This is a genomic window from Nicoliella spurrieriana (genome assembly GCF_023380205.1).
Lineage (GTDB): Bacteria > Bacillota > Bacilli > Lactobacillales > Lactobacillaceae > Nicoliella > Nicoliella spurrieriana.
The window spans coordinates 788,532-800,516 of sequence record NZ_CP093361.1 but is presented as its reverse complement, the minus strand read 5'-3'; the positions used below and the strand labels follow the sequence as shown (position 1 = coordinate 800,516).

Here is an 11,985-nt window from a genome sequence, read left to right as displayed (position 1 = left end):
ATTATTTAGCACGCTTAAATGCAAGCACGGCGTTGTGGCCACCGAACCCAAGTGAGTTACTTAACGCAAAGTTTACCGGTGCGTTTTTATTCTCATCGGTCACAATGGTCGTCTTCACTTCTGGGTCGAGGTCAAACATCCCGACGTTGACTGGTAACACCCCGCGTTGCATGGCACCGATCATGATCACGGCTTCCAATGCACCGGCGGCACCCAGTGCGTGGCCAGTTTGGCCCTTGGTACTACTTACCTTCAAGTGGTCATTGACCCCATCGAATAACTTAGCAATCCCTTCGGATTCAGCAGAGTCGTTCGCTGGTGTCGCGGTCCCGTGCGCGTTGATGTAATCAACGTCGGCTTCGGTCATCCCACTTTCCTTGATGGCTTCTTGCATCGCCTTGATGGCTCCGCTTCCGTCTGGCCGGGGAGCAGTTAAGTGGTAGGCGTCCCCAGTTGAACCATAACCAGTCACTTCAGCGAGGATGTTAGCACCCCGCTTTACCGCGTGGTCGTAGTCTTCAAGCACTAAGGTTCCTGCTCCTTCACCCATCACGAACCCGTTACGGTTCTTATCGAATGGCATCGAAGCGTGAAGGGGGTCGGTCGATTCTGACAATGCCGTCAACGCAGCGAACCCGGAAATCCCTAGTTCGTTGATCGATGCTTCAGAACCACCGGTGATCATGTAGGTCGCCTTACCCATCTTAATCCGTTCAAAGGCATCCCCAATCGCGTTGGTTCCAGAAGCACAGGCGGTTACGACAGCTTCATTAATGTTGCGGGTATCCAGGTTAATCGAAATGTTCCCGGCCGCCATGTTAATGATGGAGTTTGGCACGAAGAATGGTGAGACCCGCTTAGGGCCCTTGTCATGCATCTTGATGGCCTGTTCTTGAATCGTAGTCAAGCCACCGATTCCGGAACCATAGATGACCCCGATTTCTTCTGGGTCGTAACTGCCCTTTTCAAGCCCGGCCATTTCCATGGCTTCGAAGGCTGAGTATACGGCATAGCGGGAAAAATCATCCATCCGCTTGGAAACCTTCTTTGGAATCCGCTTCAATGGGTCAAAATCCTTCACTTCAGCAGCGACCGTGATGCCAGTATCAGTGGCATCAAAGTGGGTAATGGGTGCAATTCCCGTCTGGTTAGCAAAAATATTGTCTAAAAAGGTCTTAGCGTCGTTGCCAAGTGGGGTCACGGCACCAATTCCGACAACTGCGACACGATGTTCCATATTAGCGTCCTCCTATTCAGCTTCTGGGCGTTTCTTGTCAGGGACGATGAATGATAATTCAGCTTGGCAAGCCTTCTTGTCATCAACGTATGCGATACAATCAACGGTCCCCATGTTACTGTGTTGTTTCTTCATGGTGATTTCAAAGCGGATCACGTCGCCAGGACGGACCATCTTTCTGAACTTCGCGTTCTTGATCGAACCCATGTAGGCGGTCTTGTCCTTGTACTTTTCACTCTTCAAAATCAAGATCGATGCGGCTTGGGCCATTGATTCAATGATCAAGACCCCAGGCATCACGGGGTTGCCAGGGAAGTGGCCCTGGAAGTAGTTTTCATTAATCGTCACGTTCTTAGTGGCTACGATCTTTTCATCCGGTACTAATTCATCTACCCGGTCAATGTATAGGATTGGGTAGCGGTTTGGAATCAAATCCATGATTTCGGTAATATCTAAAACAGCCATTATTGGTCCTCCTAATAAGCTTTATTCTTCAAATTGTGCAATCGTCCCGACATAGTCCATTCCGACGTATAACGGGGACAACCGGATTGATTGGCCATAACGGTTCGCATGTGCGAACGTCTTTAAATCAATCTGCATGCTCCGGATGCCACCGGGAATCCCCATCCCGACTAACTTTAAGACCGCTTCTTTAATCGTCCAGATCTTAAAGGTCGCCCGGACTTGCTCAGCTCCGGAGAGCCCAGCTAGGTAATCCAGTTCTTCGGGGCGAAACGCACGGTGGATCCGGTGGTAGTCGTACGGCCGGATTTTTTCTAAATCCACGCCGATCGGCTGGTCCGCAACTGCTAGCACTACCTTATCATAAGAATTGGCAAGGTTGTACTGTGGCGCCCCGCTTTTTAACCGCGGCTTGCCATGTGGACCGTGGTCAAATAACCGGCCACTTGCTATCACTGCGGGGGTTTCAGCTAACCAATCGGCTAGCAAATACGTCCCCACAATTGATTGGCGGGGATTATACTTTTTCCCCAATTTGTAACGTTCAAACGTTGCTTGGTAGCGTGGATTTTGAATTGAATCAATTCTTAACGTTACCATGACTATACGATTAAGTGAACCCCGTTATCAACGTAGATAATGTCACCGGTCACACCGGAAGCCAGGTCACTTAATAGGAATGAAGCTGACTTTCCTACGTCCATTGGGGTCACGCTCTTCCCATTAACGGTAAAGCCTTCTGACATCTTAAGTAAATCACCGTGGTGCTTGATTCCAGTCACTGCTAGCGTCTTGATCGCACCGGCTGAAATGGCATTGACCCGGATGTTTTGTTTCTTCCCAAGTTCAGCAGCTAGGTAGCGCACTTCGGCTTCTAAGGCGGCCTTAGCCACACCCATCATGTTGTAGTTCGGAATTGCCCGGACTGCTCCGATGTAGGTCAACGTAAGGATGCTACCGCCTTCGTTCATGATGGCACTAGCGTAACGGGAAACGGAGATAAATGAGTAGGCACTAACGTCTTGGGCGAGGTTAAAGCCGTCCTTCTTAACGTTCTTAACGCCGCCTTCAAGCGTGTCCTTATCGGCGTATGCAATCGCATGGATGACCCCGTCGATGTTCCCAACGGATTCGTGGATTGCAGTGAACGTCTTTTCAACGTTGGCGTCTTCAGCAACGTCACATTCGAACATTTGTAAGTCAACGTCTGAAAGTAACTTATCCAATGACCGCTTCATCCGGTCGTTTTGGTAGGTCAAGATGACTTGGGCCCCTTGATCCATTAATGCTTGCACACAACCCCAAGCGATACTCTTTTTATTTGCGACCCCCATTACGACGATCTTTTTACCATCTAAAATTCCTGCCATGAGTTATTTTCCTCCAATTCATTAGTTAAACTTCCGATAGCGGGCATGTCGATCAGCTAGCAGCTGGTCGATTGGTTTAATCTCTAATTCTTTGATTTTTGCATCTAATGCGGTTTTAAAAGCGGCAACATCAGCAGCGGTCTTCACTTCGGGTACCACCCGGTCAATAATGTGGTTAGCCAGGAGTTCCTCGGCCGTCAAGCCCATTTGTTCAGCGGCTTCCTTGGCGCGACTGGAATCCTTCCATAAAATGGTGGCAAAGCCCTCGGGCGATAGCACGGAGTACGCACTATCTTCAAACGCCCAGACTTCATCACCGACCGCAAGTGCAATCGCACCCCCACTGCCCCCTTCACCAACGATTACGCTGATGTAAGGGACGGTGAGGTTTAAGCCCTGCATGATGGATTGGGCAATCATGTAGCCCTGGCCGTGGTATTCAGCGTCGACGCCCGGGTAGGCCCCCGGGGTATTGATCAACGTGATGATCGGCCGGTTAAACTTTTCCGCCTGCTTCATTAACCGCAGCGCCTTACGGTAGCCATCCGGTTCGGCAGAACCAAAGTGACGCGCAAGGTTTTCTTCATTATTATTTCCCTTTTGAATTCCAACAATCGTTACTGGCTTGCCATTTAAGGTCCCGATGCCGGCGTAAACCGCATCGTCATCACCGTATGCCCGGTCACCATGGAGCTCTACAAAGTCTTCCGTGATGCCAGCAACTAATTTTTGGATACTAATTTTATCACTACTACGGGCCGCTAAGACCCGGTCGTAAGCTTTTTTATCGCTCATCATCAGTCCTCCTTAATTAGTGCCAAGCCAGTAGTCTGGCGAGTAACGGTCGTAGGTCCGGACGCCGGACGATTTGGTCCAAAAAGCCGTTCTTGAGCAACGTTTCCGCCCGTTGAAAATCTTTCGGTGGAACCTGTTGAATCGTTTTTTCGATCACCCGGCGACCAGCAAACCCGATCAGCGTATGCGGTTCGCTGATCAAAATGTCGCCTTCCATTGCAAAACTAGCGGTCACCCCACCGGTCGTTGGATCAGTCAGGACGCTTATGTATAATAAGCCCTGTTTTGCATGATCAGCAACTGCCGTGGACACCTTCGCCATTTGCATCAATGAATTGATGCCCTCTTGCATCCGGGCACCACCAGAGGCGGTGAACATGATGACCGGCAGCCCATCGAGCGTACACCGTTCGAATAACCGGGTGATTTTTTCACCCGTCGCGGTCCCTAGGCTCCCCATGATAAAGCGGGAATCCATGACCCCGATGCCGACTGGATGGCCGTCAATCTTACCAATGCCAGTCATGACGCTTTCATCCATGGCCGTCGCCTTGCGCGCTTTCGCTAGCTTACCCATGTACTTCGCATCGTCACTGAAGCGCTCCGGTGCTTTGATTTGCGCATCCAATTCTTCAAATGAATCCGGATCACAAATCAAATCGATCCGTTGTTGAGCGCCAATCCGAAACCCGTAGTGGCAATTTGGACACTCGTTGAACCGGCCGAGCTTCTTGGAATAGAAGCTGGTCTCACAAATCGGGCACTTCACAAAGAGGTGGTCTGGAATCCGGTCCATGCGGGCTTGGTAGTCGTCATGGGTGGCTTCATGATTTGGTTGTGTCATTTTTATTCAACCACGCTTTCAAAAATGAATTCTCAATGTACATATTATTAAAGTCACTGGCCTTGAAGTGCTCGTCGTCAAGGAGGTCGTAGAGGAAGGCTTGGTTCGTCGCCACGCCCTCGATCTTAAATTCCTTGATGACCCGGCGCATCTTATTGACCGCCTGGGCCTTCGTCGGCATGTGCACGATGAGCTTCGCAATCATCGAATCGTAGAACGGCGAAATCACATCCCCCGCTTCGACCCCGGCATCGATGCGAACGCCCTTGGTCCCAAATGGGAAGCGGAGCGCCTTAATCTTACCTGGCGATGGCGTAAAACCAGTCGCTGGGTTTTCAGCATTAATTCGACATTCAATTGCAAAGCCCTTCGGTGCACAGTCAGCCTGCGTATATGGCAAGCTTTCGCCCTGGGCCACCATGACCTGGGACTTGATCAATTCCACGCCCGCCACTTCTTCGGTAACGGTGTGTTCGACCTGTAGCCTGGTGTTCATTTCCATGAAGTAGAACTGCATGTTCTTTTCGTCGAGCAGAAATTCAATCGTCCCGGTATTTTCATACCCGATCTCCTGCATTGCTTTGACCACTAGTGAACCCAGGTAGTCACGTTGCTCTTGGCTCACTAACATGCAGGGGCTTTCTTCGATGATCTTTTGGTGCCCGCGTTGCAGTGAACAGTCCCGTTCGGGAAAGTACACGACGTGGCCGGCTTGATCAGCAATCGCCTGCATTTCAATGTGCTTAGCATCGCTTAGATCCTTTTCCAAGTAGAGCGTATCATCATCGAACGACAATCTAATTTCACGCTGGGTGGTCGGATAGATTGCCCGCATGGCGTCGTCATCAACGACCTTGCGGATTCCCTTCCCACCACCACCAGCGGCGGCCTTTAACATTACCGGATACCCAATTTGATTAGCGGCCGTGATGGCATCATCGACGGTCTTAACCGCTCCATCACTCCCCGGAATCGTGGGCACCCCGGCCTGTTTCATCGTGGCCTTAGCATGGGCCTTGTTCCCCATCAAATCGATCACGCTGGCACTGGGGCCAATGAACTTGATGTGGCATTGTTCACAGAGTTCAGCGAACTCAGCGTTTTCGGATAGAAAGCCATATCCCGGATGGATTGCATCACTGCCGGTCAAAACGGCGGTATCAATGATTGCTTCCATATTTAAATATGATTCACCCGGTTGCGGACCACCGATACAAACGGCTTCATCGGCAAGCTTAACGAACAGGCTATCCTGATCAGCAGTCGAATACACGGCTACTGATTGAATCCCCATTTCGCGCAGCGCCCGGATGATTTGGACCGCAATCTCACCCCGGTTGGCTATCAATACTTTCTTAAACATCAAACCATCCTTTATCTATTCAATCGCAAAGACTAAGTCAGCGGTACAGATGACCACGCCATCGCGGGTCACCGTCCCATGCCCCACGCCGATTTGGCGCTTTAACTTGGTCATCTCAACGGCTAATGATAATGTGTCTCCCGGTCTGAAGTCGTCTTGATATTCGGCGTCCTTAATCCCACCAAAGAAGACGTTGTGGCCCTCATATTCTGGCATTGATAACAGCGAAACCACGCCCGTTTGTGCTAGGCATTCTAGCACGATTGGTCGTGGCATCACGGGATTATTTTGACCTTGGAAAAACCATTCATTGATCGTTAAGTACTTAGTTGCTTTGGACCCCTCGCCAGGCCGCACTTCATCGATTTGATCGATCATTTGAAACGGGTAGCGTTGGGGGATAAATTTATCAACTTCGAAACTCACGATTTAGTCCTCCTCGATTGCAAAGATGGGTTGGTCGTATTCGACCATGTCACCATCGGATACTAACTGCTTGGTAATCGTTCCAGAAACCGGACTCTTCACGTCGTTGATGACCTTCATTGCTTCGATCACACAGACGGTCTCACCCTTTTTAACGTGGTCGCCGACCGCTTTGAAGACCGGCTTGTCTGGACTTGGTGCAAAGTAGACGATTCCAACTAGTGGCGCCTTAATCTTCGCACCGGCGTTGTTAGCAGTCGCCGCCTTGGTTTGGGGAGCGGCAGGACTAGCAGCAGGGGCAGCCGGTTGGGCGGTCACTTGAGCAGGATGGTCTAGCTTACTAAAGTATAATTGACCGTCAATTCTTAACTCGGTCAAATTCGACTGGTCGAACTTATCAATTAACTTCTCGACATCTTGTTCATCCATTTACAAAAACTCCTAATCTTTCTTCTTAAATCGTCAAACCACCATCTAAGGTGATTACTTGACCGGTAATGTAGCTGTTGTTCAATAAGAACTGAATTGCATCCGCAATGTCAGCAGGATCGCCGAAGCGGCCCAATGGAATTTGTTGTTCCCACTTTTCGATATTCCGGTCGCTTAACTTGTCGGTCATATCGGACTTCACCATCCCCGGTGCCACGGCGTTACAACGAATCCCACGTAACGCCCCTTCTTGGGCGGTGGTCTTAGTCAACCCGACTAACCCGGCCTTACTTGCGGAGTAATTGGCTTGCCCGATGTTCCCGTGCAACCCAGCAATACTGGAAAGGTTCACAATGCTCCCAGTGCGCTTCTTTTGCATCGTCTTCATCGCAAATTTCGTCATGTTAAAGGCTCCGACCAAGTTGGTCCGTAGCACCTCTTCAAATGAGTCGGTCCCCATTCTAGTCAAGAGCTTGTCCTGGGTGATTCCAGCGTTATTCACCAATGCGTCGATCGTCCCATGGCGTTCAATGACTTCGGCTAGCATCCGCTTAGCGTCTGCTTCCTTAGCCACGTCACCGATTACGACGTCGATATCATTTGCGAATTGTTCCTTTAACGCAGCGGTCTTTTCAGCCCCCAATGCCCGGTGGGCATTTACGACCACGAGGTTAGCGGAATCTTTCGCTAGTAATTGGGCAGTTGCGAGCCCAATCCCCTTGGTCCCACCGGTAATTAAAATTACGCGTTTGTCAGTCATCTTAGAATTCCTCCAATTTGGCTCTAAAATCATTTAAAGTGTCCACACTTTCGATATTGAAAGTTGGTTTTTTAGCGGTCTTCTTGGCGAGCTTGCTGAGCGTATTGCCCGGACCGATTTCGACGAAGGCATCCACGCCCAGTTGGTCAGCGGCTTGCACGTCGCCCATGAAGTGGGTCGGACTCACCAGCTGCTTGACCAACGTGTCCTTGAGGTTCTCCTTTGTAAACGGTGCCACTAAGGTGTTACTCAAGACGGTCGTTTGCGGTGCATCAAATTCGACCGAAGCTAAGCGGGTCGCTAGCTGTTCGCTAGCGGGCTGCATCAACGGGGTGTGGGAAGCCACGGCGACCTTGAGTGGCACGACGCGCTTAGCCCCCTGTTGCTTAAGGGCCACACTGGCCTGTGCGACTGCATCGGCTTGCCCACCGATCACGGTTTGCTTTTCCGTATTGAAGTTCGCAGGGTAGACCCCATCGATTGCATCACAAACGGAAGCAACGACGTCGGGAGCGAGGTTTAAAACCGCCGCCATGGCGCCCGGATTGGCCCGCCCCGCTGCATCCATGTACCTAGACCGATCCTGAACTAATTTTAGTCCAGATTGAAAAGAAAGTGCTTTAGCAGATACCAAAGCACTATACTCTCCCAGACTGAGTCCAAACATTGCCTTAGGCATTGGTAACTGCGCGTCTAATAAACGGGCAATCCCAGTGCTCATGGTCAAAATGGCAATTTGAACGTTTGCTGGATCATCAAAATTTTTAGGATCGGCTAGGTCTAAATTCAATACATCTGATGCTTCATCGACCGTCTGTTTGTACAGCGGTTCGGTCTGGTATAAGTCTTGACCCATGTTTGCAAACTGACTTCCCTGACCGCTAAATAAATAACAGAGATTCAAAATAAACCCTCCTAATCAAGTGGTTCTAATTAGTTAGCGTCAACTTGACCTGCAACGTAATCAACTAATTGTTGAACAGTGGACATGTCGTTGTCACTGTCGATTTCAATATCGTATTCATCTTCTAATTCGTCGATGATTTCGAAAATATCTAAACTATCAAGGTCAAGGTCTTCCTTGAAGTTAGTGTCTAACTTAATGTCGTCTGCCTTTACATCGTCAGTTTGGTCTTCTACGATTGATTTGATCTTGTCGAAAATTGCGTTCTTGTCTGCCATGTTTAATTCACTCTCCATAAAGTTTAAATTCTAATATTTAATTACAACAGTTCCGGTCGTTAGACCGCCACCAAAGCCGGCCATCACTAGGATGTCCCCGCGCTTAACCTTACCGGCTGCCACTAACTCAGCGAGTAGAATCGCTTCGCTCGCCGCTGAAGTGTTTCCGTATTCGTCGATATTAATCGGGAACCGGTCATCAAACGGTAATTTTAACTTGCGGGCAACGCTCTTGACGATGCGTTGATTGGCTTGGTGTAAGATAAAAAAGTCCACGTCGGATAGCTTAAGGCCGGCCTGAGCGACCGCATTTTGAATCGATTCTGGGACCCGGCGGATTGCAAAGTCAAAGACCCGGTGGCCATCCATGTGTAATGGGAGGTCTGATTGGGCCTGCCCGTCGGTAAACGGCGAGCGGTTCGCAATCTTACCCATCGTCAGTGAATCGCCGTCAGCCCCATAGGTATCGAGCTGGCCGGATAAAAATTGGCCCTGTGCATCCACACTGCGGTTGGTGACCAACAAGCCACCGGCACCATCGCCGAATAAGACGGCGGTCGTGCGGTCGTGCCAGTCAATGAGCTTGCTCAATGCTTCGCTCCCAATCAAGATTCCAGTCGAATCCGGATGGGTCGCAAGTAGCGCGTTCATTACGTCCAAACCGTATGAGAATCCAGAACACGCAGCACTGATGTCAAAGGCTAAGGCGTGGCCCGCCTTGAGCTGCCCCTGAACGGCTGCGGCAGTCGATGGCATTAATTGATCGCCAGACATCGTCGCTACAATGATGAAGTCAATTGCTTCTGGGCTAACGTGGGTCTTCGCTAATAATTGCTTAGCTACGTTTGTCGCGAGCGAAGTATTGGTCTCATCGGTAACGACGTGCCGGCGCTTAATCCCGGTCCGTCGACTGATCCATTCATCGGAAGTGTCCATTATTTGAGCTAGATCATCATTAGTGACCACTCGATCTGGAACAGCTTTAGCGGTCGCCATAATTGAAAAAGTACTCATAATATCTCCTTAATATCCATGTGATGGTAATTCCTGATGCTTCAATGCTTATCATAGCTCACATCTAAAGATTGAGCCAATTAAAAATGGTAAGTTTAATTGACAACGATATATTATAACATGAAAAGACCCATTTAATGCAATTTTTCAAGACGATCTGCGCAAATTTAATAATGTGATACATAATCTATTTTGTAACATCTGATTAGCTTTTAGTTATGAATCGTTTAATTTCACCGCCCTGAATTGACTTAAATTCAGCGTTTGAATTATAATTTGAAGTGTTCAATTAACCAAGCTACATACTAATTCAGTTCCATTAAAGAGAGGAATTATACTATGGATGAAAAGATCAAATCAACTTACGAACAATGGCGCAATGAACCAGACATGCCAGTCGATTTAAAACATGAACTACGGGCGATGGAAAATGACGCAGCTCAAATCACCGACGCCTTCGGGGCGACCCTATCATTTGGGACCGCCGGGATGCGGGGCATCATCGGAGCCGGTTTGAACCGGATGAACATTTACACGGTAAGGCAAGCGACCGAAGGGCTTGCGATGCTAATGGACCAACTGGATCCAAGCGATAAGGCCCGCGGGGTCGCAATTAGCTTTGACCCCCGGTACGGTTCACGCGACTTCGCCTACAATGCTGCCCAGGTGCTCGGTGCACACGGTATTAAGTCGTTCATCGTCGATGACATCAGACCGGTGCCCGAACTATCATTTGCGGTGCGCCACTTACACACCTACGCCGGAATCATGATCACCGCCTCCCATAATCCTAAGCAGTACAACGGTTTTAAAATCTACGGTGAGGACGGGGGCCAAATGCCACCAAAGGAATCCACAATCATTACCGAATCCGCCCACAAAGCTAGCGACCTGTTCGCAATTAAAACGCTTGAAATTCGCGATTTAAGGGCGCAGGGACTGCTTAGCGTTGTCGGTGAAGACATTGACCAAGCGTACCTAGACGAAGCCAAACAGGTCAATATTAATGCTGATTTAATTAACACCGTCGGTAAGGACCTGAAGTTTGTTTACTCGCCATTACATGGTGCCGGGAAGAACATCGGCCGCCGGGCACTCTCGACTGCCGGCTTTAAGAACTTTGAAATGGTGACCGCACAAACGATTGCCGACCCTGAATTTCCAACCACCCCACACCCGAACCCGGAATACCGGGAAGCATTCGACCTGGCAATTAAACTCGGGAAGCAAGTCGATGCTGATATCCTAATCGAAACCGATCCGGATGCCGACCGGCTTGGGGCAGCAGTCAGACAACCGGATGGCGAATACCAATTGATGACCGGAAACCAAATTGCCAGCGTAATGCTAAACTACATCCTCCAAGCTAAGCAGGAATTATGCACGCTCCCTGACAATGGAATCATCGTGAAGTCCATCGTCTCGACCGAACTGGCCACTAAGATTGCCGCTCACTACCACGTCGATACCAAGAACGTCTTGACCGGCTTTAAATACATTGCCGAACAAATCAAGACCTTTGAAGAAAACCACCAACACACCTTCCAATTTGGCTTTGAAGAAAGTTATGGCTACTTAATCCGGCCGTTCGTGCGCGATAAGGATGCAATCCAATCGACGATGATGTTAGCCGAAGTTGCTGCTTACTATAAGCAACGGGGGATGACACTTTACGACGGGCTCCAAGAAATGTACCAAAAATACGGTTACTTTGAAGAAAAAACGATTTCAAAACTATTCGAAGGCCTCGAAGGACAAAAGAAGATGGCTGCGATTATGGAAAGCCTCAGAAACGACCCGATGACCGAATTCGCGGGTGAACACGTCAAATCAATGGAAGACTTCCAAACCGCCACCCGGACAATCGATGATGGCACTACCGAAACCATTGACATGCCACAATCAAACGTCTTAAAGTACTGGCTCGATGATGGAACGTGGATCACAATCCGCCCTTCTGGAACCGAACCCAAAGTCAAGTTCTACGTTGGCGTTGAAGATCAGTCTAAGGACGAAGCAATGCAGCGACTTGATAAGTACGTGCAAGCGATTCATGAATTAATTGAAAAATTAACTAAATAGTAGATAAAAACCGAGACT

At 49.3% G+C, this 11,985-nt stretch carries 14 protein-coding genes; 1 reads left to right on the top strand and 13 read right to left on the bottom strand.

All coding sequences use genetic code 11. The features are described from left to right. Position 1: 1 nt before the first annotated feature. The 13 genes from fabF to MOO44_RS04550 are packed head-to-tail and all read right to left on the bottom strand — an operon-like array spanning position 2 to position 9,885. Positions 2–1,237, bottom strand: coding sequence for a beta-ketoacyl-ACP synthase II (gene fabF / locus MOO44_RS04610; protein ID WP_260117243.1), 1,236 nt, complete (start codon positions 1,235–1,237; stop codon positions 2–4). Between the two features lie 12 nt (positions 1,238–1,249). Then, positions 1,250–1,702 carry a 3-hydroxyacyl-ACP dehydratase FabZ gene (fabZ, locus tag MOO44_RS04605; RefSeq protein WP_260117242.1) on the bottom strand — a complete coding sequence of 151 codons (453 nt, stop codon included), beginning with the start codon at positions 1,700–1,702 and terminating at the stop codon, positions 1,250–1,252. A gap of 21 nt (positions 1,703–1,723) precedes the next feature. Continuing rightward, positions 1,724–2,302 (bottom strand): 4'-phosphopantetheinyl transferase family protein, encoded by a 579-nt coding sequence (locus tag MOO44_RS04600; protein ID WP_260117241.1) that lies wholly within the window; start codon positions 2,300–2,302, stop codon positions 1,724–1,726. 2 nt (positions 2,303–2,304) lie between these two features. Then, positions 2,305–3,072: an enoyl-ACP reductase FabI gene (gene fabI / locus MOO44_RS04595; RefSeq protein WP_260117240.1), complete on the bottom strand. Its 768-nt coding sequence runs from the start codon at positions 3,070–3,072 to the stop codon at positions 2,305–2,307. A 21-nt stretch (positions 3,073–3,093) separates the two neighbouring features. Beyond that, on the bottom strand, positions 3,094–3,867 hold the full coding sequence (gene accA, locus MOO44_RS04590) for an acetyl-CoA carboxylase carboxyltransferase subunit alpha (RefSeq protein ID WP_260117239.1): 774 nt from the start codon (positions 3,865–3,867) through the stop codon (positions 3,094–3,096). 16 nt (positions 3,868–3,883) lie between these two features. Next, a complete protein-coding gene (accD, locus tag MOO44_RS04585; protein ID WP_260117238.1) occupies positions 3,884–4,711 on the bottom strand; it encodes an acetyl-CoA carboxylase, carboxyltransferase subunit beta in 828 nt (275 codons plus the stop codon). Continuing rightward, positions 4,692–6,074 carry an acetyl-CoA carboxylase biotin carboxylase subunit gene (locus tag MOO44_RS04580; RefSeq protein WP_260117237.1) on the bottom strand — a complete coding sequence of 461 codons (1,383 nt, stop codon included), beginning with the start codon at positions 6,072–6,074 and terminating at the stop codon, positions 4,692–4,694. Before MOO44_RS04580 ends, accD begins: the two co-directional genes overlap by 20 nt. A 15-nt stretch (positions 6,075–6,089) precedes the next feature. Then, a complete protein-coding gene (locus MOO44_RS04575) occupies positions 6,090–6,500 on the bottom strand; it encodes a 3-hydroxyacyl-ACP dehydratase FabZ family protein (RefSeq protein ID WP_260117236.1) in 411 nt (136 codons plus the stop codon). A 3-nt stretch (positions 6,501–6,503) separates the two neighbouring features. After that, entirely contained in the window at positions 6,504–6,929 is a 426-nt protein-coding gene (locus MOO44_RS04570; protein ID WP_260117235.1) for an acetyl-CoA carboxylase biotin carboxyl carrier protein, read from the bottom strand. 25 nt (positions 6,930–6,954) lie between these two features. Then, positions 6,955–7,689 carry a 3-oxoacyl-ACP reductase FabG gene (fabG, locus tag MOO44_RS04565; protein ID WP_260117234.1) on the bottom strand — a complete coding sequence of 245 codons (735 nt, stop codon included), beginning with the start codon at positions 7,687–7,689 and terminating at the stop codon, positions 6,955–6,957. 1 nt (position 7,690) lies between these two features. Next, the gene (locus MOO44_RS04560) at positions 7,691–8,593 is read right to left on the bottom strand and encodes an ACP S-malonyltransferase (protein ID WP_260117233.1); all 903 of its coding nucleotides are present in this window, start codon (positions 8,591–8,593) and stop codon (positions 7,691–7,693) included. A 29-nt stretch (positions 8,594–8,622) separates the two neighbouring features. Then, entirely contained in the window at positions 8,623–8,871 is a 249-nt protein-coding gene (locus tag MOO44_RS04555) for an acyl carrier protein (protein WP_260117232.1), read from the bottom strand. Positions 8,872–8,901: 30 nt separating this feature from the next. Beyond that, complete coding sequence (locus tag MOO44_RS04550; protein ID WP_260117231.1) at positions 8,902–9,885, bottom strand: beta-ketoacyl-ACP synthase III; 984 nt, start codon at positions 9,883–9,885, stop codon at positions 8,902–8,904. Between the two features lie 339 nt (positions 9,886–10,224). Here MOO44_RS04550 and MOO44_RS04545 point away from each other — a divergent pair, with 339 nt between their 5' ends. Then, complete coding sequence (locus MOO44_RS04545) at positions 10,225–11,967, top strand: phospho-sugar mutase (RefSeq protein WP_260117230.1); 1,743 nt, start codon at positions 10,225–10,227, stop codon at positions 11,965–11,967. Positions 11,968–11,985: the final 18 nt, after the last annotated feature.